Genomic DNA, 21,233 nt, shown 5'->3' with positions numbered 1-21,233 from the left:
ACCGTCATGGATAACATGATGGATTGGTTTTACGGTCAGATCGTCGGCTTCCTCGGGAATTTTTTCTCCCAGATGGGAAATATGGGAGTGGAGCTGTTCGATTTGGCCTGGGTCCAGGCCATTGTCCTGTTTTTCTCCCGTCTGGCCTGGGCATTGTTCGGTGTGAGCGTCGTTGTCTCGTGCTTTCAGTTCGGTATCATGTATGTCAGCGGCGGGCGGGGGAATCTCCAGCAGACTGCGCTGAGTATCATCAAAGGCTTTCTGGCGGTATCCCTTTTTACGGTTGCCCCAGTCCGCCTTTATACGCTCTCCGTCTCGCTGCAAGGCACCTTTTCCGCCGGGATCACGGGCTACGGCACCAGCATCGGTGAGGTGGGGCAGGAGATCGTGGAAGAACTCAGTGAGATCGACACCCTCTCCGAGATGCTGGACAACACCTATTTCGGCCTGGGTGTTCTGACCAGCTCTTTCATGATCCTGTTCTGCATCGTCATGATGACATACGCAGTGGTGAAAGTATTCTTCTCCAATCTCAAGCGTGGTGGAATTCTCTTGATCCAGATCGCCGTGGGGAGCCTCTATATGTTCTCCATCCCGCGAGGCTACACGGACGGATTCGTGCAGTGGATCAAACAGGTCATCGGCCTGTGCCTGACGGCATTTCTCCAATCCACCATCCTGGTGGCGGGGCTGATGGTATTCAGGGACAATGCCTTGCTGGGCCTGGGTCTGATGCTGTCAGCCGGGGAGGTGCCCCGCATTGCGGGCACATTCGGTCTGGACACCACCACTCACGCCAACATCATGTCCGCGGTCTATACGGCCCAGACAGCTGTCAACGCCACCAGAATGGTCGCACAGGCGGTGGCGCACTGATGCAGGATAGAGTCATCACCATGGGGAGCCTGTTTGACGGGATCGGCGGATTCCCTCTGGCGGCTGCCAGAGTTGGCATCAAGACTGTCTGGTCCAGCGAGATCGAACCGTTCCCGCTGGCAGTCACCGCACGCCGGTTCCCCAGCATGGTCAATAAGGGCGACATTACCAAGCTGAATGGTAAACAGCTGTACCCCGTGGATATCGTCTGCGGAGGCAGCCCCTGCCAGGATCTCTCGGTTGCCGGAGCGAGAGCCGGATTATCCGGCGCCCGCTCCGGCCTTTTCATGGAACAGATCCGCGTCATCAAGGAGATGCGCGCAGCAGATCGGGAGCGCGGCCGAACCGGAACACAGATCCGTCCACGCATCATGCTTTGGGAGAACGTCCCCGGCGCTTTCAGCAGCGGAGACCCGAAAGGCGAGGATTTTCGCATCGTGCTGGAGGAGATCATGCACATCCATCACGGTGATGCCGAAATGCCCTATTCCACCCCTTATTTCTGGTCTGATGCTGGATCGATGGAATTTTACTTCCCAATGAGATTTGACTACCCGATATCTTTCGCCTGGCGTTGTCTGGACGCCCAATACTGGGGAGTTGCACAGCGGAGAAAGCGCATTTTCCTGGCAGTTGACTTCGCGGGACACACCGCGCCGTTTTTCATGTTTGATGTCCTTAATGAATACCAACCTCGGGAAAAACGCAAAGAGGAGGATGAGTCAATATGAACTATAACAGCGGGCCTGACGGCCAGCTGACATTTTTGGAGCTGAATGGACCTGAAGACAACATTGTCCATCCCAGGCGGAACCCCAGGCCCAAGCAGGAAGCAGACCTGATTGCGATCCCCTTTCTCCACTTGGAAATCTCGCCGGGTCATGTCAATCTGTTCGGGAATTACTACTGGGAACGCTGCTCCCCCTATCGGGAGGGAAAGCCACCCCTCAACACCGGGCCCGCACCCAGGAAGCCGATCCGGACGTTTCTCTCAGAAATTCTGGAGGAACATCCGGATGAAAAGCATTACCTGTCTGAGACAGCCTGCCAGGGCATCCTGCGCCGTGCCGAAGGACGAGGAAAACCACTGCCGAGTGGACTCCAGCAGGCAGCAATGGCCCAGGCGGGCTTGGCGCCGCCTCCCCAGGACTTCCGGGAGATGAAGGCATATCATATCAATCAGCGGGATGAAGGGATCGACCTGGGCGGCATATCCGGGGCGCTTATGGCCACCAGCAATATGCAGATGCAGACATTTATCACGGAGAGCACCCCTATCGCATTCGCCGCCAATCAGCGGGACGAAGTGCGTGATCTGCACGACATAGCCGGAGCTCTCAGCGCCCAGCCAGGTATGAAACAGCAGACCTTTGTAGCCGGATTTTCCGCCGGAGCCGGCGCCAGCGCCGGCAGCATCGGATATTCTGAAATCGTAGCCCCGACCCTGAAGGGGTCGGCCAGCGGAAACTGTATGCCGTCTGTCCTCTGCCTCAACGACCAGGGCGGCAGCGTCATGGATTGGTCAGAGGATGTGACAGGTACCCTCCGGGCGCAGGAACATGGCCATCAGCCCCTTGTCTTTGAGAATCACGGCATCGACGGAAGATATACCGGGCCGCATACAGTCTCACCCACACTGTCCGCCCGCGCCGGGACCGGCGGCAACAACCTCCCACTCGTCGGGCAGGAGATGCCGGAGGACCCTTTCTGCGCTCCGGCAACCTCTGAACAACCCATGGTCTTCTCGCGGCAGAGAGTCGACAAATTTTCGCTCGATGACGTGGCTTCCACCGAGAGCGCCCAACAGTACAAGGATGCGACCGATCTGATCCTCCAACCCGAAAAAAAGAGCCGCCCGCTGCTGATCCGCCGGCTGACCCCTCTGGAATGTGAAAGACTCCAGGGCTTTCCGGACGGCTGGACGAAGCAGCCGGGCGCCTCTGACTCCGCCCGCTATAAGGCGCTGGGCAACTCCGTTGCCATCCCCTGTGTGGAGTTCATCATGCGGGGGATCAAGACGGTGATCGAGATGGATGACCACTGCGACACGGATGGCCCTGCGGACGAAAAGTTGGACCAAATGATATGGAAACGAATCAACAAGTCAGCCCCAGGCTGCGCCTGAAGTCCATGGGGCTGCGCCAGCCAAGGGACTGCTTGATGCGCTCCCGGTTATACCAGTGCAAATAACTGTCGAGGATGGAAATAAACTGCCGCAGAGATACGCCCTCCCAGGAAACTCCATAGAACATCTCGTTCTTCAGCCGCCCAAAGAATCCCTCGCAGGCAGCGTTGTCCGGAGAACAGCCTTTCGCCGACATGGAGCGCCGCAGGCCGGCTGCTCTCATGCGCTGGATCCAGCCCGGCCAGCGGTAATGCCCGCCCCGGTCCGAATGGAGGATGGGCCGTTCCCCTTCCCGCAGCCCGGAAATCGCCGCATCCAGCATGGAATTGACCAACCGGGCATTGGGAGATGTCCCGATCGCCCAGGTCACCGCCATGCCGTCAAAGCAGTCAATGATCGGGGAAAGATACACTTTGCCTGCAGGCAAACGAAATTCCGTGATATCTGTCAGCCACTTCTCGTTTGGCTTTTCCGCATGAAAATCCCGGTTGATAAGATTGGGCGCCGCCGGGCTGATCTCGCCAAGATAAGAGTTGTAGTGCCGGCGTCTGATGTTTCGGACCACAAGGCATTCCTCTTTCATTACACGGCGAATGACTTTCTCGGACACGCTGCGTCCGAGGCCTTTCAAGACGGCGTGGAGCCGCCGGTAGCCGTAGCAGCCATTCACAGCCGCAAAGGCCTCCCGGATCTCCTGCCGCAGGTTTTGGTATTTATCCGGTCTGTTCAACACTCGTTCCTGATAAAAGTAACTGCTTTTGGACAGATGCAGGCAGTCCAGCAGTTCCTTCAGCCGATATGCGTTTCTCAGGGCGTCAATCACTGCGGCTTTTTCCTGGTTGCTCAGGTTATTTGGATTGACGCCCTCTTCTTTTTTTAGGATCTCGTCCGCCTTTTTCAGGACATCTACCTCCAGCTGCAGCCGGTGGCGGGTCTTCTCCAACTCCATGTTCTCTCGCCGCAGAGACTCCACCGCTTCCACCAGCGCGGCATTTTCCGCCCGCAATGCCTCCAGTGCCGCCTCGCTCAGCGGTTCCTCCGGTTTTTTCATCTCATCTGTACACTCCCCGGCAAACAGCTTTTCCCGCCAGAAATACAGGTTGGAGTGGCTCACTCCGTATCTGTTTGCGATCTTTTCAGCGCCACCGCCTCTGGCGCAGAATTCCACCACGGCTTCGCGCTTCTGCTCTGGTGTACATTTTACGGCACTTTGCCTGGAGATACAAGGCTGTCCCTCCGGTGGGCCGGATTCCAGCACCCATTGACGCAGCCGCTCCCGATCCACATACCCCAGGGCTTTGGAGGTCCTGGTGTAGTTGCATCCGTTGGCGTAATAATGGGCCACAGCCGTTGCCTTTTGCTCCTCCGTGTGCAGAGGCGCTCTGATGAAATCCCGGTGCAGATCCCCGTTTTCCCGATACTCCCGGTACCAGCCCCGCAGTGCTTCGTGGGATGGGTATCCCAACTTCCGGATCGTTTGATTGGCCTGATACCCTGATGCGATGTATGCTTTCACCGCCCGTATCCGCTCTTCATATGGATACATTCTTGCCCCTTCCCGGTCCAGCTTTTTGTCCGCAGTCCCGATTAAAAGGAGCAATTTCATGTTTATATACCCTGAAAACCTGAAGGCCAAGCCCAAGCTGTGGCTCTGGCAGCTGAGAGACATCTCCATCATCGGCATCTGCCTGATCCTCTCCGCCCTGGCATTGGCCCAGGGCCTCGGGATGGTGCCGCTGGTGCTGACGTTCCTCTATGCCTTCCTGTCGATTCAGGTGGAGGATGCCAGCATTTTGGACTTTCTGCGGAAAGCGGCGTGCTTTCTGTTTTTACAGCAACAATTCTATGAATGGAGGTGTGAAAAGTGAAAAGTATTTTAACGTGGCTGGCCGGGAGGGAATCCCTTCGTCAACAGCAATCCACCCGGCAGCTTATGGGGATCAACCGGATCACCGAGCATGGGGTTTCCACTTCCAACGGCGACTATGTCTTTTTCATGGTCCGTCCGGACAATCTCTCCGTCCTCTCAGATGACGCCATCCGGCAGCGGGTGGGGAATCTTTCAAACCTCCTCAGCAACCGGGACGAGGTGACGCTTATGGCGCTGGACTCCCGTGCGTCCTTTCAGAATAACAAGCTGTTCTATCAGGCCCGGCTGGAGGAGGAAACGGAACCGGCGATCCGCCGGCTGCTGCAGATGGATCTGGAGCAGCTGGATGAGATCCAGGCTTCTTCCGCCTCCAAGCGGGAGTTTGTGATCTCCATGCGTGTGACGAGCAAAGAGAGCAATGATCCGGCGGTTCTGCATCAGATGGAAAAGAGCATTTCCAACGAGAATATCCCGGTTCGGTTGGCGGAGCGCGCGGATATCAAGCGCCTGCTGTCGGTGTACTACCTGAACGACGCGGCAGTAACTGCGGTGGAAGATGTGGATGGAGAACAGGCGGTGAAGATGCATGGCTAAGAAAAAACAGAAGAAAAAAAGAAAGGCTGCTGCGAAAAGTCCGGCGCCGCGGCCGAAGGACTTTCTGGATATGATCGCCCCCGCAGCGGTCAAGTTCAATACCGATTATTACATTTTCGGCAATACCTACCGCTGCACTATGGCTCTGAAAGGTTACCCGCCCACCACGGAGGACCTGGCCCTCCTGTATCGCCTCAGTGAGATGAGCGGCGTCAATATCCGCCTGACGGCCAGAAAGCTGGCGGACGGAGAGGAGGACGCCATCATTCAGGCCAGCAGCAATAAAAACCGGATGGAACTGGGCACCACGAAAATGAAGCAGAGCGTGATGGCGGAGGCCACACTGGAAGATGTACGCGGCATGCTGCTCAAGCAGCGCAATGACCGGGAGGCACTCATGTATTGCTCCGTGTTCATTGAACTGATCGCAAAGAGCATGGAGGACCTCCTTGCCTTGAAAAGCACAGTCTCCTCCATGCTCAGCCGGAGCAGGCTGCTGGCTGATCCCCTGTTTCTCTGTCAGCTCAAGGGATTCCAGTCCGCCAATCCCGCTGGAATGAATGTCCTTGGAGGCTTTGCGGAGCGGGTCCTTCCCGCCGCCAGCATTGCCAACCTCTTTCCCGTCAGCTATTCCGGGAAATCCGACCCCCACGGATTCTACATCGGCCATGAGAAATATGGCTCCAATGTGTTCGTGGACCTGGATCAGAAGGATGACGACAAGACCAGCGGCAGCGCCACGATCCTGGGCAATTCCGGCCAGGGCAAGACCTACCTGCTCCAGCTCCTGCTGTGCAACGTGCTGGAAGCCGGCAAGAAGGTGATCTGCCTGGACTCCGAGCATGAGTTGGATGATCTCTGCACGAACCTGGGTGGGACCTACCTGGACCTTCTGAGCGGCCAGTACCGGATCAACCTGCTGGAGCCACGCCGTTGGGACGACGGGACGGGAGAGGAGGACCCGGAGGCGCCGCCGGCATTCCGTGGAACGCTTCTGGCCCAGCACACCTCGTTCCTCCGGGACATCTTCCGGGTCTACAAGGGCTTCGACACGGCCCATATCGACACACTGGAGATCATGGTGGGACGGCTCTATCAGAAGTGGGGGATCTCGGACGATACGGACTTCTCCCAACTGCAGCCCACGGACTACCCGATCCTCTCCGATCTGTATGAACTCATTGAGGACGCGTATCAGAACTACGAAAGCTACGGACCCTATCAGCTCTACACGCCGGAGATCCTCCGGGGCTTGCTGCTGGGACTGCATTCCATGTGCAAGGGGGCAGACGCCCGTTTTTTCAACGGCCATACCAATATCCAGTCCGCCCGCTTCCTGGTGTTCGGGGTCAAGGCCCTGGACGATGTGGCCCAGAACCTGCGGGACACGTTGCTGTTCACCATCCTCTCCTATATGTCCGGCCAGCTCCTGACTGCGGGCAATTCCGTGGCCACCATCGACGAGCTGTACCTGTGGCTCAATAATCCCACCGCCATCACCTATATCCGCAACTCGCTGAAACGGGTGAGAAAGCAGAAGTCCCACCTGATCCTCGCCACGCAGAATCTGGAGGATTTCGACCAGCCTGGGATTCGGGAGATGACCCGCCCGCTGTTCGCCATTCCCACCCATCAGTTTTATTTCAATGCGGGTGTGGTGGATCAGCAGTTCTATATGCGGAACCTCCAACTGCAGCCCTTTGAATATGGGATCATCCAGGAGGTCAAGCGGGGCGAGTGTCTGTATCGCTGCGGTTCGGACCGGCACACCCTGAAGGTGGTGGTGCCGGAGTACAAGGCGAAGCTATTCAAGAGGACGGATACCGGACGGGACCCGCCGCGGAAGGCGCAGAAAGAGGCGGTGCCGGCATGATCGTGGTAGGCTATGGCGGAGGAACGGACAGCACGGCGATGCTGATCGGCCTGTGGCAGCGGAAGATCCCCGTGGACCTGATCCTTTTTTCGGACCCCGGCGGAGAGCAGCCCCATACCTATTGGTATCTCAGAGTCATGGATCGATGGCTCCGTGCCCATGGAATGCCGCCCATCACCCGCGTTTGGTATCGGGACATTCTTGGCCGGCGGCAGACGCTGGAGCAGGAGTGCCTGCGGTCCAGGTCGCTGCCATCCATCGCATACGGGCACAAGAAGTGCTCGCAAAAGTATAAGATCGCGCCCCAGGACCGGTTCTGCAATCACTACCCTCCGTGCCTGGAATCATGGAGCCGCGGCGAGCGTGTGGTTAAGATGATCGGCTATGACGCGGGAGAGGTCCGCCGGCTGGAGGGCGCCAGGGAACATGATCTCGCCGATAAGAAGTATCAAAAGGAATATCCTCTGATGGAGTGGGGCTGGCACAGAGAAGACTGTGTGCGGACCATCCGGGACGCAGGACTTCCCTTACCGGGGAAGTCCTCCTGTTTTTTCTGCCCCTCCATGAAGAAGCGGGAGATCCGGGCCCTCTACCATCAGTACCCGGACCTGCTGGAGCGAGCCCTGGCAATGGAGGACAATGCCAGGCCAAACCTTGTCACAGTGAAGGGACTGGGCCGGGACTTTGCCTGGCGGGACTTCATCGAATTCGATCAACTCCAGCTGGCGCTGCCGGATGCCTTCGAACCGGAGGAACGGCCCTGCTCCTGTGGAGTGGAAGGAGGTGATCCCCAATGGCAGGACCCGCCCTCCTCGCCACAAAAGCAGCTCTGCTCCTGAGCGACGAGCAGGCCAGGAAGCGGATCGGATACGCGGCCGCCGCGGTCTTTGTCCCGCTGGTCCTGGTGGTGGCATTCCTGCTGTCCCTGCTCTCCGGCACCACGCAGCATAACAACGCCGCTGTGGATCTGGTGTTCAACGGAGGCCCCGTGCCAACGACCATGAGTGCGGAGTATTCCGCTCAGGTGTATGCCATGCAGGACTGCCTGGCAGCTCTGGACAACGCGGTGGCGGAGGTCAACAGCCAGATGGAGTCCGGCACGCTGGACGGCGCCATGGTCAAAGCCACTTTTTTCTCTCTGTGTTTCGGCGGCGAGAATCCCCACCTGTCTGCGGAAGAAGCCCGCGCATTTGTGGATTGCTTTGTTCGGTATGAGACGCGGACCCGAACAGTGGCTTCCGGCTCGGACCCGAACACCGGGGAGACGATATACACAGAGGAAACATACACCGTAGCGATAGCTGTGGACCTGGATACCGCCTATGAAAATCTCGTGGATGCCGGATATCCGGTGACGGAGGATCTGGAGACCAATGCCAGAGCTGTCTATGACCGGATCGCCTATGGCGCCGACGGAGATTATACCGGTGAGATCGAGTATGGCGGGGCCAGGATGACGGAGCTGGATGTCTCTCAGTTCGCGGACCCGAACACCAAGAATGCCGAGGATCTGGTGGCCTATGTGACCCAGGCATGGGAGTCCGGCTGGGGCTATGTCTGGGGGACCTTCGGCCAGACGCTGACAGAGTCACTCTTCGAGTCCAAGCTTCAACAGTACCCGGAAGGCGTTGGCAACTATGAGGACTTCATACGGGCCAACTGGCTGGGCGGCAGGACCGTGGACTGCGTGGGCCTGATCAAGAGCTACGGGTGGCTGGACGCGGATGCGCTCACCATCCGATATGGAACAAACGGGATGCCGGACATCGGCGCGGATGCCATGTACCGCAATGCGACAGTGAAGGGCGGCATCGACACCATCCCAGAGGTTCCGGGCCTCGCGGTCTGGCACAGCGGACACATCGGCGTCTACATCGGCAACGGGCAGGTCATCGAGGCCATGGGTACCAAGTACGGTGTCGTGAAGACCCAGCTGGATCAGCGCAGCTGGACCGCGTGGCTGGAGATCCCCTACATCAGCTATGACTGAAGATTGGAGTTGACGTATAGATATGGAAAAAGTCGTTATCGAGCTGTCTTTCGAGGCGGACAAGCTGGAGGCGTTGGAGTACTGCCTGGAAAAGGAGCGGACCACCGCAAAAAAGAAGATGGCAGAGTCGCTCCAGCAGCTCTATGAGGAGAAGGTGCCGGAGGCAGTGCGGGAGTACCTGGAGCGGAAAAATCCGCCCGCAGCCAGGCCCCGGCGCCCCCGGCCTCAAAAAGAAACAAAGAAGGAGGAAGCTCCCGTAGAGCCGGGAGCAGAACAGCAGCATGAATGAAAATGAGATCACCGTATTGAAGGTGGAGCCGGGTAAGGCACCTGAGCAGATCACCATTCCCAACACCCTGAAGGCCATGCAGGAGCTGGTAGGCGGCCACATCGAGATCGTTGACTATCAGGGGGCCTGCCTGGTTTGTAACGAGGAAGGAAAACTGCTGGACCTGGAGCCGAATCGAAGGGTCGGCCAGGACGTGATCACGGGAACGTTCTTTCTGGCAAACAGCGATCTCGAGGGGAACCTCTGCTCTTTGAGTCAGGAGGACCTCGCCCACTTCCAGCAGCAGTTTGCGCAGCCGGAGGCCCTCACGCAGAAGGACGTGCAGGATGCATTCCGCTTCGAAATCCTAAGACTGTGATACATGATGGAGGGACCTATGGATCAGTATGAATTTCTGCGGGAGCTTGACAAGGTTCTCCCTTCGCCTGACCCGCAGCTGGCAAAAAGGCTGATTGAATTTGCAGAGGAGAACGAGATCGTCTTCTATGAGGAGTATCTGGCGAGCCTGCGGTTCATTGCGCGGAATTTCGATCAGGATACCCTGGCGAGTATCCCGAAGATGGTCGACGATCAAAATATGATCCTGCCTGATGAAATGGCGGCCGCCGCGATCTGCGTGCAGGGCGGCGTCCCGGTGGATCAGGTACAGCAGATGGCCTGTGAGGGATTGCTCATGGGCTTTTTTGATGCTCGCGTGGTTGACAATGGAGGACTCAGCCCGCTGGCGGTCTGCTCTGTTGTGGAGCATGGCCGGGAGGAGAAATTCTGCACCGCGTACTTCGGCTCCTTCTCTCCGGGCGATGCTCTCCACCGCGCGGTGGAGTATGCCGGACAGCACGACACCACCACGGCCTATGCACTGAAAAACCTCACGGCAGACTTACAGGTGGATGTCGATGCGCCGGAGGCAAAGAGAATTCTGGACCGGCGCAGGCCGAGTCTGTTAAGAGCGATGGAAAGTGCCTTTGCACAGTGTCCGGCGGTGGCAGCAAAGGTCACCTTCGATACGGACCAGCGGGAAGTGACCGTGGACTACAACCCGCTCTGGCTGGAGCGGCAGAAGATGATCGGCCCCCGGATGGGCGGCATGGAAGGAGGAATGAAGCGATGAGCGGATCTGTGGAGCTGGATCTCTGGCTGCATGAGTATGAGGAGGCGGCGTTGAGCGACGCTCTCAAACAGCGGGGCATGACCGTCAGGGAGTATCTGCAGCAGCAGGTGAACAGAGCCTACGAGGAGATGGTCCCCTCTGATGTTCGGGCGCGGGTGGCCCACAGGATCGGGGAGGAGCGGGCGGCGCAGCTTGCGGAGCGGGAGGCGTCCCGTCGCTTCGCCATCTTCCACATCAAAGAGCACGGTGAGGAGTTCCGATTCCTCACCAACCACAATATCGAGTTCCTGGACGCCGGCAGGCTCCTGCGAAACTATGTCCGATCCATGCAGGATCGGCCCGACCAGGGCAAGAGCTTTGCGTATTGGTTCCGGGAGCGTGTGCCTCTGACGCCCGCTGAGTTCGATGCATACGTGGATGAGCGGATCTCCAACTCTGGCCGGGTGACCGGCGCCTTCGATATCGATCTGGATCAGGGGACCTTCTCCGCCGTCCACATCGATAATGGGTGGCAGACCTTCACGGCCAAGGACGTGTGCAGTGCCGCCTACTTCGCGTTCCGCAAACAAGGTCTGGCGGACAACGACCGCTGGCGGATCTTCCTGGACCGGCTGGACGGCAAGGAACTCCGATGCGATATGGAGCAGGGCAAGGCGGAGGAGCCGCAGGTGCTGTGCGGCAGCAGGCGGCTCAAGCCCTTCGAGATCTCATTCGAAGGGGAGATCAGTGAGTACGGTCACGTCCTGAATTTCTACATGCCGGTGATGTTTGATCCAGACGCTGTGTTCGGGACGAATGTGACGAGCGCGGAGAACGACGACTATGTGAATGTCTATGCGGAATACGATCTGCGGACCGGCGAGGTGTGTCCCGCGCTGCTGGTGACGCTGTGCCGCGGCGACGGCTCCAACTGCGACTACACCTATCCCCTCAACGAGGATGAGTGCGGCTGGCTGCTGCGGAAGATGGATGCGTATTGCCTGCAGGAGATGGAGATGCCGCTGGCGGACGTCCGAAAACAGTGGCAGGAGGAGATGAAACAGGTACAACCTGCTCCCAAGCCCCATGGACCGGAGCTGAAGATGAAGGGCCTGTGATGTTTGTCCTGCACGAGAAGCCCCGGCCATGATTCCCCCTTGTCGGCCCCTGTCAGGCCCTGTGTGGCCACGAAAGCCCTGGGGTGGGGTGAAGGGACCTGCCGGGCCTCGAGGCCCTGTCTGGGGCGGTTTTCGGGGGTGTTTGCCCCCCTGAGAGCCGGCCGAAAAAAGTACTAGATAAAGGACCGCCCTGGTAAACACGGCGGTCCGGCCACAAAGCCCCGCAGTGCGGGGCTTTCAGCGGTTTGGACACCGCCGTCGGTATTCGGACTTTCCGATTTTTACAGCGGTGGTGGATTTCAAAAATGCCGGTGTTCCAAGGCTTTGACTGCCTTTTTCACCGCCGTGGTACAAAGGAGATGCTATGGAAGAAGAAAAACGAACTAAAAACACGGTCTGGCTGAAGCCAAGCATTGTCAGTCGTATGGATGGCTGGATGAAAGCAGAAAACTGTAAAAGCCGAGGTGAATTTATCGAGAAAGCTCTCAGGTTTTATATGGGGTATCTGGCATCGGAAGACACCTCCGAGTATTTGTCACGCGCTCTGGTGGACACGCTTCGCGGGATCGTGGCCGACAACGCAAACCGTCTCCGCAGCTTGATTTTCAAGTGGTGTGTCGAACTCAATATGATGGGACACACCATCGCCGCGCACTTTCATACGGCTCCCATCAACCGCCGCGAGCTGCGCGGTTATTCTGTGGACGAGGTCAGGCGCACCAACGGCCAGATCAGCTTCGATGATGCTCTGGATCAGCAGCGGCGGTTGGAAGATGACGGCACATGGCACGGATCGTATTGATCTCGCCCTATCTCAAAGGCGGGAGGGACGCGGCGCATCTCGCTCACCGGATGCGTTACGTCGCCACAAGAGAAGGAGTGGAGCTGCTGACAGATCAGCGCGGCGGACTCCCTGCCACGAAAAAACAGCAGGCGTACATCCGGCGGCTCATCCGCACATTCCCGGAGGCGGCGGAACTGTTGGAGTATGACGACTATCGGGACCAGCCGACGCAGGAGCAGGCCAATGAGTTCATCCGTCAGGCACGGGAGAGCTTCGTGGAGTCCATGGATCAGCGGGAAAACTTTCTGGACTATATCGCGCACCGCCCCGGTGTTCAGCTGTCTGGTGAGCACGGCCTGTGGGACGCACATGGCAAAGTGCGGAACCTCGCGGCGGCGGTCCGGGAGGTGGCGGAGCATCCCGGCAACGTGTGGACGCCGGTGATCGCACTGCGCCGGGAGGATGCGGAGCGGTTGGGATATGACAACGCACAAAACTGGCAGGCGCTGGTCAACGCGAACATCTGTGACATTGCCCGCGGCTTCAAGATCCATCCGGACCACCTCCGTTGGTTCGCTGCGTTTCATCAAAAGGAAAAGAGCGTCCACATCCACATGGTGGTCTTCTCCACTGATCCCAAAGAGGGGTATCTCACCAAGCAGGGCATCCGGCAGCTCAAGTCGGTATTCGCCCGGCAGATCTACCGTCAGGAGCTCATCTGCGTCTATGAGGAGCAGACGATGTGGCGGGATCAGCTTGGAAAGGAAGCGGCCAACGCCATGGTGGAATCCATCCGACAGATGGCCAGCGGCACCATCCGGAACAGTCGGATGGAAAAGCTGACGCTGAAGCTGGACGAGCAGCTCCGTGATGTCAAAGGAAAAAAGGTCTATGGCTATCTTCCGCCCGATGTGAAGCTCACGGTGGATCAGATCGTTGAGGAGCTGGCCCAGGACCCGCGCGTCTCCAAAGCCTATGAGCTCTGGCAGCAACTGCGGGAAAAGGTCCTCAGCACCTATTCCAAGGACCTCCCGCCGCATCTTCCACTGTCCGCGCAGAAGGAATTCAAGAGCGTGCGCAACATGGTCATCCGGGAGACGCTGCGGATGTCGCAGGAGCTGGTCCAGTCAGAGTCCGATGAGATCGCCGGTGAGATCCAGCCGGACGCCACAGCTGCTGATGGCCCGTCGGAAGTTCAGAACGAGGGGGCGCCTCCTCTGTTCAGTAAGGCGCGGCGGTATTGGACGGCTAAGAAGTACCTCCGCGGCAGCGATACCACACCGCCGGATTACGAGCGCGCGTACCGCCTTCTTCTGCTGGAGGCCAAGGATGGGAACGCCCAGGCCATGTGTGACCTGGGCCGTATCTACCGTGAGGGCCTCGTGCCGGACTGCGGTCCTGCTCCGGAGAAGGCGCGGGATTGGTACGCAAAGGCGCTGGCTGCCTTCCGGGAAAAAGAACAGGCGACGCCCAACAGCCGGACGGAGTATCGGATCGCAAGGATGTATGCCGACGGCCTCGGTGTGGAGGCGGACGATGCGGAGGCGGAACACTGGTTCCGCCTGGCTGCCGAAAAGGAGAATCTGTTTGCGCAGAATGCCTTGGCCTCTCTGCTGCTCAAGCAGGGAAAGCCGGAGGAGGCTGCACTCTGGCTGGAGCGCGCGGCGAAGCAGGGAAATCCGGCGGCGCAGTACGCTCTGGGCAGACTGCATCTGCTGGGGACCGGTGTCCCGCAGGACAGGGTTCTGGCCATGGAACTGCTGGGCCGGTCCGCCGCACAGGGTGACAGCCGCGCCGCGGAGTTGGCAAAGGAGCCGGAACGGGTGTCCATTCTGCCGGCGGCGATGGCGGTCACCAGGATGCTCCATCACATGAGCCGGATCTTTGAGCACAACTGCAAACAGGATCAGGTCTTTCAGGGGCTCCAGATCGACCGGAAGCGGTGGCGTGAGCTGCAGGAACTGCGGATCGCCATGGGACACATGCCGGACGATCATGAGGAGATAGAGATCAGCTTACGATGAGGTTGTGACCTCCTTGACTAAAAGTATATATCATGATATATACTATATAGGGAGGTGTATCAGGATGGAGACGGCAAAAATTTTTGAAACAGGCAGGAGTCAAGCTGTACGACTGCCAAAGAGATTCCGCTTTCATGTCGACGAGGTGGTTGTGCAGCAGCTGGGCGACGCGGTTCTTCTGGTTCCCAAGGAGTCTTTGTGGCAGACATTTCTGGATGGCCTGAACGAATTCACAGATGATGTCTTTGAAAATGGACGCGAGCAGGGATCACAGGAGGAAAGAGACGCTCTATGATGTATATGCTGGACACCAATATCTGCATCTATACGATGAAGAGGAAGCCTGAACAGGTCCTGCAGCGTTTTCAGAAAGCACTGGACGAGGGGCTATGTATCTCGTCCATTACATTGGCCGAGTTGGAATATGGTATGCAGCACAGCTCTGATCCGGTAAAAAATGAGCAGGCCCTGATTCGATTTCTTGCACCGCTGAGTATCCTTCCATTTGGCGTAGCCGCGGCATCTGAATATGGTGCGATCCGAGCATATTTGCAGCGTCAGGGCACCCCGATAGGCCCTCTGGATATGCTGATTGCCGGACATGCCAGAGCAGAGAACCTGGTTCTGGTAACGAACAATGTCAGAGAGTTTGAACGAGTTCCCAATTTGGAGATTGAAAATTGGGCAGAGTGAACCGACAACTGCCCACGAGGAAGTTCATATGGGAAATCGTTTCGTGTCGGATGACAAAGAAAGGACCGGTGTTGGTGTTGCCCTGAAACGGACCTTTGTCTGAAGGAAGATATTGCTGTACCGACAACAGGGATCAAGACCGTTGAACGTGGAGCAGTGAACAAGCGAACCTAAAACGAAATACAATAATTTAAAGCATCAGCTTTCTCACAGAGAGCTGATGCTTTTTTCTTTGGAGGTGAAGAATGTATGGGGACCTTTGTCTATTTCACAGAGGAACAGAAACGACAGGCAAATGACGTGAATCTGGAGGCGTATCTGCTCCGGCGGGGAGAGAAACTGCTCCCCTCCGGACGGGAAAAACGCCTGGCCTCAAACCGGAGCGTCACGATCCGCGGCAACGAGTGGTTCGACCATGAGGCACAGGCCGGCGGACATACGGTGGACTTTCTCCGCATCCATTACCAGATGTCCTTTCCGGAGGCGATGCGGGAACTGCTGGGCGGGAACCAGGGACAGGTGTTCCCGGCAGCAAAGAAGAAGGAAGTACCGCCCAAGCCGTTTGCGCTCCCGCCGGAGAACTCCAATATGCGGCGAGCCTTCGCATACCTGATTCGACAGCGCCACATTGATCGGGCTGTGCTGATCGAGTTTGTGAGAGCCAGGCTGCTCTATGAGGATGCGGATCATCACAACGTCGTATTTGTGGGCAGGGATGAAAATGGCACTGCAAAGCACGCGCACATGCGCGGCACCAATAGCTGGGGCGATCCCTTCCGCCTGAACGTGGAGGGGTGTGATCCCGGATACAGCTTTCATTATGACGGTAAGGATGGGCGTCTCTATGTGTTTGAGGCGCCCATTGATTTATTGTCGTACATCTCCCTGCACCCGGACCGGTGGCAGGAGCATAGCTATGTGGCCTGCTGCGGGACTTCTGCCATTCCGGTGATCACATGCCTGGATCGGATGGCGCGGCCGGTGGAGGTGGTGCTGTGTCTGGACAATGACGAGGCTGGCCGTAAAGCCTGCCGACGATTAGAAGAACAGCTCACGGGAACATACAACATCACGATCCGGCGGGAGATTTCCGCTGGGAAGGATTGGAATGACGACCTCTGCGCCATGTCTCAGGATCGCTCACCGGAAATGATGCTGGGGGCGATGAGCAGATGAATGACAGTGTATGGACCCTGATCGGTTTAGCTGCCGTTATGATGATCATGATTGCCGGACTCTCTATGATCTCCCAGCACTATACGCTGAACATCAAGAGCCGCACAGTGGGCGACGGGCAGCACGGAACGGCACGATGGGCCACCAAGCGGGAGATCCGGCGCACCTATCACCTGGTGCGCTACGATCCCCAGGCGTGGAGGCATGGAGATGATTTGCCGAAGGTGCAAGGTATCATTGCAGGCAGCATCGGAAAAAAACCAGTGCCCCTCCAGTTCAAAGTCGGAAAAAAGAAAATCACGGTACACACTGAGAAACTCCCAATGCAAAAGCGCAGGTGCATGAAGGCGATTGTGGATGGAGATGACATCCACTGTCTGATGTTCGGACCCAGCGGTATTGGCAAGACAGCATTTTTTCTGTATCCAAATTTGGAATATGCCTGTGCAACTGGAATGAGCTTCCTGGCCCTGGACAGCAAGGGAGACTTGGCGCGGAACTACGCAACCATTGCCAAGAAATACTACGATTACAGGGTCTCCGTCATCGACTTGCGGAACCCTACGAGGTCGGATGGGGATAGCCTCTTGACACTGATCAATCGATACTCGGATAAGGCGCGGGAGCAACCGGACAATCTGGCGTACAAGGCAAAGGCGGAAAAGTACGCGAAGATCCTGGCAAAGACCATCATCAATCAGGGCGGCGAGTCCGGACAGTTCGGCGACAACGCCTATTTTTATGATGCGGCGGAAGGCGCACTTGCTGCCATGACGCTGCTCCTATCGGAATTCCTCCCGCCCCAAAAGGGCGAGGCCGATGTGCGGCATATTATCTCGGTGTTCAAGCTGACACAGGATCTTCTGGCTCCAAGCCCTGCCGACAAGGGAAAGAATGGATTCCAAGCTCTCATGGATCTGCTCCCGCCGACGCACAAGGCAAGGTGGCTGGCGGGCGCCGCCCTCAATGCCTCGGACCAGACCATGGCCTCCGTCATGTCCACGATCCTGTCCCGACTCAATGCGTTTCTGGATACCGAGATGGAACAGGTGCTCTGTTTTGATAACCCGATTGACGCAGAGACGTTTGCGTCAGAAAGGTGCGCTATTTTTCTGGTTTTGCCGGAGGAGGACCGGACAAAGAACTTTATGGCAACACTCATGCTCCAAAACCTGTCAAATGAGCTGTTCTCCATTGCGGACAGGAACGGGGGAAAGCTGAAAAACCGCGTCGTGTTTTTCTGCGACGAGTTCGGAACCATGCCGCCTTTTGATGTTATGGCCCTGTTTTCTGCCGGCCGGTCCCGGAGGCTGACAATGGTACCAATCATCCAGAGTACTGCACAGCTGGAAGAGAACTATAAGAATACAGGCTGTGAAAATCTAATGGCGAATTGCCAACTTTCAATCTGCAGCGGTTTTTCGCCCCAGAGCCAGACGGCGGAGTCCGTGTCGCGTGCCCTGGGAAACCGCACCGTTCTCTCCGGCAGTGTTTCAAGAGGAAAAAATGATCCCAGCCAGTCACTGCAGATGATGGAACGCCCGCTGATGTCACCTGATGAGTTGAAGTCCATCCCGAAGGGCCATTTTATCGTGATGAAAACCGGCGTTCATCCTATGCAGACAAGGCTGCCGCTCTTCCTGGACTGGGGGATCACATTCGACGAGCCATATCAGATGCCTGAGAGAGCGAATCGGAAGATTGCCTATGCGAATAAGGAGGATCTGATCAACAGTATTCTGGCCAGCAGACTGGGCTGCGGTGTCTATAACACCAAGCGGGAGGGGAGAATATGAGCTATTTTGACGCTGTCTATATGGACCATGAACTGACCCCTCGCGCCAAAACGGTCTGTATGTATCTCCACGACCGTGCCAACAGGGAAGGGGAAAGCTGGTATGCCATCAATACCATTGCTTCCGATCTCGGCCTCTCCCGCTCCACAGTGAAGCGTGCCCTTGGCGATCTTGTTCGCCAGGGGCGCGTGGAAAAGAAGCCGAGGTACCGGAAAAACGGCGGCTGCACCTCCAACCTCTACCGGCTGCTGTAAAAGAGCGCAATCTCCCGCCAAGGGGGGATTGCGCTCTTTCGCTGGACCGGGGGCCGGGTCATCATGGCCCACCCAGAAGGCCCAATAGAAGGTACGGTTATATTCAGAGGATAACAACTACATGGAGCAGAGAAGCTCAAATCCGCATCTCAGAGAGCAGCTCCCAATAATCAGAGGAAGAATAATAGGGGGTGAGATAATCATCCTCTACCCCTTGGCTTGCCTGTGAGATAGGTTCGGTACGCTCCTGCTGGTTCTCCATAGTCAATCGCCTCACGATCATCCTCATTGATCGCGATTATAACACCAGTTGCAAAAAAACGCAACCCATCGGAATCGGATTGATCAGCGAACCAAGATGTTGTGGAGCGGAGCAGGCTGACAAATCTTAACTTTCTGATAACTCGACGGGCTTGCTATAGCTTCCGCTGCGGAAATGTGGTAATGTGTGCCGCTGACAGGAGGCGATCATGTGAATGATTATATGCAAGCCCTGCACCGGAGATTTTTCAAAGAACCGGAGTTGAAAGAGGTCAGGGAGGAGATCGAGGATCTACGCCTCAGCTTAAAAGCTGGAATGAGCAGAGACAGTCGAGAGCAACTGCTGAAACTGATAGACCTTGGAATAGAATTGCGCGATGAAATATCACTGGCTTCGTTCAAGGCCGGCTTTCAATTGGCTCTCGGTATTGTAACTGAGCTCAAGCCCTTTTCCTTCGATGAAGATGAGGAGCAGCGAGCATTAGCGAAGACTGTTTATCATCATCTGTGAGGAAATACCGCAGAGAGTCTGGACAATTCATGCCTGGAGTCACGGCTATTTGTCTGCCGGTAAATAAAAATTAATTAAGCATGATAGAAACTGGGAGGAGCGCAGCCGCCTACGAATGACTTTTCTCGCACAGCACAGTTCGGAAACGATGAACACAGGTCAAAAAGATGCGTCCCCGGCAGTCAATTACTGGAAGGGGAATGAGTATATGGTTGATCATGCAGACTGCCTGAGGGAGGTCTGTGACAATGACTGCTCCATCCGAAGCGGAACACGAATGACGGCCAACTATGTCAGGAAGCGGGGACTGTCTATCGTCCTGATCCACCCGAACAAGGCAACAATACTGAAAGAAAAGTCTGAACGGTGAAAACTACCCGCTGTGGATAGGGCGGGTTTATAAAATCCATGTTATACTAGATCTGAATAGATACTGCGTGAAATGAAATCAGTAAAATATCCTGTTTTATCTGGCTTTATTTCGCCCCGGCAGATATAATGAAAATGAGGTGATGCGGTGTGAAGGTACGAAAAATTGCGGCATTTTTGCTGACAGGCACCTTACTGGCTTGTTGCTGCTTGGGCTGTTCCAATACGGCAGCAAAAGAGGAGACGCCAACCACCATCACAGTCTGGCACGTCTATGGCGGGCAGACCGATTCCCCGCTCAATGATCTGATCGAGCAGTTCAACCAGACGGTGGGAAAAGAGCAGCAGATCAATGTGCAGGTCACCTCCGTGTCCAACACCAATATCATTCACGAGCTGGTGCTGGCAGCCGCCAACGGAGAGCCGGGAGCTCCGGAGCTGCCCGACCTTTTCGTATCCTATCCCAAGACGGTAATGGCGCTGCCCGACGACAGCATTCTGGTGGACTATCGGGACTACTTCAGCGAGGAAGAACTGTCCGCTTTCCTGCCGGCTTTCGTGGAAGAGGGGATCGTCAATGACCGGCTGGTGGTCCTTCCCGTGGCGAAATCCACAGAGATCATGTATATCAACCAGACGATCTTCGACCGCTTCTCCCAGGCGACCGGCGTGACGCTGGAGGACCTGGATACCTGGGAGGGACTTTTCAAGGCCGCGGAGAGCTATGCAGACTGGACTGATGCGCAGACGCCGGATATTCCGGGCGACGCCAAATCCATGTTCGTTCACGACTACTACTTTAATTACTTCCAGGTGGGGGCGGAATCTCTGGGCGAGGATTTCTTCCGGGGAGACGAGCTGGCCTTTGGCCCCGCCTTCCAGACGGCGTGGGAACCGCTGGCGCAGGCCGCGCTTCGTGGGGGCGTCTGGCTCAAGGGCGGTTACGCCACAGAATCCATCCGCACCGGCGACAGCATTGTGAGCGTGGCATCCTCGGCCAGCATCCTCTATTACAGCGATGTGGTAACTTATCCGGACAATACCTCCGAGGAGATCACCATCATCTCCCGGCCCTGTCCGGTCTTTGAAAACGGGGAAAAGCTGGTCATGCAGCGCGGAGCCGGTTTCTGCACCGTACGCTCCACCCCAGAGAGGGAGCAGGCCGCCGTGACCTTCCTCAAGTGGCTGACCGAGCCGGACCACAATGTAGAGTTCGTGACCCGAACGGGCTACATGCCGGTGACTCGGGCCGCCTTTGAAAACGAACTGCCGAAGGCCATCGAGGGACTGAAGAGCGCCAAATACGCCTCCCTCTATCAGGCGTACCTGGATACCCAGGCAAACTATGAGTTTTATGTGCCGCCCCAGCTGGAGAGCTATCTGAGTCTGGAAACGACCCTGGAAGATCAGGTGCGCTCACAGCTTGCGCTGGGCCGTCAGGATTATCTGGAGGCCGGAGAAACCGGATTGGAGCAGATCAGCGCAGAGCGGCTCCGGGCCTTCCGGGAGATCATGGAGCGATAAACAAACGAGAGGAGGA

The 21,233-nt window shown here is 57.0% G+C and carries 23 protein-coding genes and 1 pseudogene; 22 read left to right on the top strand and 2 right to left on the bottom strand.

The genetic code is table 11. The annotated features are described in order from the left end of the window. Positions 1-6: 6 nt before the first annotated feature. The 3 genes and pseudogenes from ACVDHE_RS01135 (at position 7) to ACVDHE_RS01125 (ending at position 3,001) form a co-directional block, all read left to right on the top strand. Positions 7-876 (top strand): conjugal transfer protein TrbL family protein, encoded by an 870-nt coding sequence (locus ACVDHE_RS01135; protein WP_458884905.1) that lies wholly within the window; start codon positions 7-9, stop codon positions 874-876. Further along, positions 876-1,547 (top strand): annotated as a pseudogene (locus ACVDHE_RS01130) (DNA cytosine methyltransferase); the annotation flags it as partial. The gene ACVDHE_RS01135 and the pseudogene ACVDHE_RS01130, both read left to right, overlap by 1 nt. A gap of 56 nt (positions 1,548-1,603) precedes the next feature. Beyond that, complete coding sequence (locus tag ACVDHE_RS01125) at positions 1,604-3,001, top strand: DNA cytosine methyltransferase (protein WP_458885341.1); 1,398 nt, start codon at positions 1,604-1,606, stop codon at positions 2,999-3,001. Here the strand turns inward: ACVDHE_RS01125 and ACVDHE_RS01120 are convergent. Continuing rightward, entirely contained in the window at positions 2,973-4,547 is a 1,575-nt protein-coding gene (locus ACVDHE_RS01120; protein WP_458885154.1) for an IS3 family transposase, read from the bottom strand. The two genes, ACVDHE_RS01125 and ACVDHE_RS01120, sit on opposite strands and share 29 nt — an antisense overlap. Positions 4,548-4,605: 58 nt before the next feature. Between ACVDHE_RS01120 and ACVDHE_RS01115 the strand changes: the two genes are divergently transcribed. The 16 genes from ACVDHE_RS01115 to ACVDHE_RS01040 all read left to right on the top strand — a co-directional run bounded on the left by ACVDHE_RS01115 (position 4,606) and on the right by ACVDHE_RS01040 (position 18,552). Then, positions 4,606-4,869 carry a hypothetical protein gene (locus ACVDHE_RS01115; protein WP_458885340.1) on the top strand — a complete coding sequence of 88 codons (264 nt, stop codon included), beginning with the start codon at positions 4,606-4,608 and terminating at the stop codon, positions 4,867-4,869. After that, the gene (locus ACVDHE_RS01110; protein ID WP_458885339.1) at positions 4,866-5,465 is read left to right on the top strand and encodes a hypothetical protein; all 600 of its coding nucleotides are present in this window, start codon (positions 4,866-4,868) and stop codon (positions 5,463-5,465) included. Before ACVDHE_RS01115 ends, ACVDHE_RS01110 begins: the two co-directional genes overlap by 4 nt. Next, complete coding sequence (locus ACVDHE_RS01105) at positions 5,458-7,338, top strand: VirB4 family type IV secretion system protein (protein ID WP_458885338.1); 1,881 nt, start codon at positions 5,458-5,460, stop codon at positions 7,336-7,338. Before ACVDHE_RS01110 ends, ACVDHE_RS01105 begins: the two co-directional genes overlap by 8 nt. After that, the gene (locus tag ACVDHE_RS01100) at positions 7,335-8,177 is read left to right on the top strand and encodes a hypothetical protein (RefSeq protein ID WP_458885337.1); all 843 of its coding nucleotides are present in this window, start codon (positions 7,335-7,337) and stop codon (positions 8,175-8,177) included. Before ACVDHE_RS01105 ends, ACVDHE_RS01100 begins: the two co-directional genes overlap by 4 nt. Further along, entirely contained in the window at positions 8,132-9,328 is a 1,197-nt protein-coding gene (locus ACVDHE_RS01095) for a hypothetical protein (protein WP_458885336.1), read from the top strand. The genes ACVDHE_RS01100 and ACVDHE_RS01095 overlap by 46 nt, the downstream gene beginning before the upstream one ends. Before the next feature lie 22 nt (positions 9,329-9,350). Further along, entirely contained in the window at positions 9,351-9,617 is a 267-nt protein-coding gene (locus tag ACVDHE_RS01090) for a DUF6103 family protein (RefSeq protein WP_458885335.1), read from the top strand. After that, positions 9,610-9,975: a DUF3846 domain-containing protein gene (locus ACVDHE_RS01085; RefSeq protein ID WP_458885334.1), complete on the top strand. Its 366-nt coding sequence runs from the start codon at positions 9,610-9,612 to the stop codon at positions 9,973-9,975. Before ACVDHE_RS01090 ends, ACVDHE_RS01085 begins: the two co-directional genes overlap by 8 nt. An 18-nt stretch (positions 9,976-9,993) precedes the next feature. Further along, complete coding sequence (locus tag ACVDHE_RS01080) at positions 9,994-10,728, top strand: Rap1a family protein (protein ID WP_458885333.1); 735 nt, start codon at positions 9,994-9,996, stop codon at positions 10,726-10,728. Continuing rightward, entirely contained in the window at positions 10,725-11,825 is a 1,101-nt protein-coding gene (locus ACVDHE_RS01075; protein WP_458885332.1) for a hypothetical protein, read from the top strand. The genes ACVDHE_RS01080 and ACVDHE_RS01075 overlap by 4 nt, the downstream gene beginning before the upstream one ends. 364 nt (positions 11,826-12,189) lie before the next feature. Then, complete coding sequence (locus ACVDHE_RS01070; RefSeq protein ID WP_458885331.1) at positions 12,190-12,627, top strand: hypothetical protein; 438 nt, start codon at positions 12,190-12,192, stop codon at positions 12,625-12,627. Further along, complete coding sequence (gene mobP3 / locus ACVDHE_RS01065) at positions 12,609-14,633, top strand: MobP3 family relaxase (protein ID WP_458885330.1); 2,025 nt, start codon at positions 12,609-12,611, stop codon at positions 14,631-14,633. The genes ACVDHE_RS01070 and mobP3 overlap by 19 nt, the downstream gene beginning before the upstream one ends. Before the next feature lie 64 nt (positions 14,634-14,697). Next, complete coding sequence (vapB, locus tag ACVDHE_RS01060) at positions 14,698-14,928, top strand: type II toxin-antitoxin system antitoxin VapB (protein ID WP_458885329.1); 231 nt, start codon at positions 14,698-14,700, stop codon at positions 14,926-14,928. Continuing rightward, entirely contained in the window at positions 14,925-15,326 is a 402-nt protein-coding gene (gene vapC / locus ACVDHE_RS01055) for a type II toxin-antitoxin system tRNA(fMet)-specific endonuclease VapC (RefSeq protein WP_458885328.1), read from the top strand. Before vapB ends, vapC begins: the two co-directional genes overlap by 4 nt. 249 nt (positions 15,327-15,575) lie before the next feature. After that, positions 15,576-16,502 (top strand): DUF3991 and toprim domain-containing protein, encoded by a 927-nt coding sequence (locus ACVDHE_RS01050; RefSeq protein ID WP_458885327.1) that lies wholly within the window; start codon positions 15,576-15,578, stop codon positions 16,500-16,502. Continuing rightward, a complete protein-coding gene (locus ACVDHE_RS01045; protein WP_458885326.1) occupies positions 16,499-18,298 on the top strand; it encodes a type IV secretory system conjugative DNA transfer family protein in 1,800 nt (599 codons plus the stop codon). Before ACVDHE_RS01050 ends, ACVDHE_RS01045 begins: the two co-directional genes overlap by 4 nt. Next, positions 18,295-18,552 (top strand): helix-turn-helix domain-containing protein, encoded by a 258-nt coding sequence (locus tag ACVDHE_RS01040; protein ID WP_458885325.1) that lies wholly within the window; start codon positions 18,295-18,297, stop codon positions 18,550-18,552. The genes ACVDHE_RS01045 and ACVDHE_RS01040 overlap by 4 nt, the downstream gene beginning before the upstream one ends. Before the next feature lie 136 nt (positions 18,553-18,688). Here the strand turns inward: ACVDHE_RS01040 and ACVDHE_RS01035 are convergent, their stop codons facing one another. Continuing rightward, complete coding sequence (locus tag ACVDHE_RS01035; RefSeq protein ID WP_458885324.1) at positions 18,689-18,814, bottom strand: hypothetical protein; 126 nt, start codon at positions 18,812-18,814, stop codon at positions 18,689-18,691. 210 nt (positions 18,815-19,024) lie between these two features. Here ACVDHE_RS01035 and ACVDHE_RS01030 point away from each other — a divergent pair, with 210 nt between their 5' ends. The 3 genes from ACVDHE_RS01030 (at position 19,025) to ACVDHE_RS01020 (ending at position 21,217) form a co-directional block, all read left to right on the top strand. Beyond that, complete coding sequence (locus ACVDHE_RS01030) at positions 19,025-19,324, top strand: DUF6809 family protein (protein ID WP_458885323.1); 300 nt, start codon at positions 19,025-19,027, stop codon at positions 19,322-19,324. Positions 19,325-19,532: 208 nt separating this feature from the next. Next, positions 19,533-19,694 (top strand): hypothetical protein, encoded by a 162-nt coding sequence (locus ACVDHE_RS01025; RefSeq protein ID WP_458885322.1) that lies wholly within the window; start codon positions 19,533-19,535, stop codon positions 19,692-19,694. A 209-nt stretch (positions 19,695-19,903) separates the two neighbouring features. Further along, positions 19,904-21,217, top strand: a complete 1,314-nt coding sequence (locus ACVDHE_RS01020) for an extracellular solute-binding protein (protein ID WP_458885321.1) — start codon at positions 19,904-19,906, stop codon at positions 21,215-21,217. Positions 21,218-21,233: the final 16 nt, after the last annotated feature.

The organism is Dysosmobacter sp. Phy (assembly GCF_054476235.1).
The sequence above is the reverse complement of the archived record's forward strand: the minus strand, read 5'-3'. Positions and strand labels throughout refer to the sequence as shown.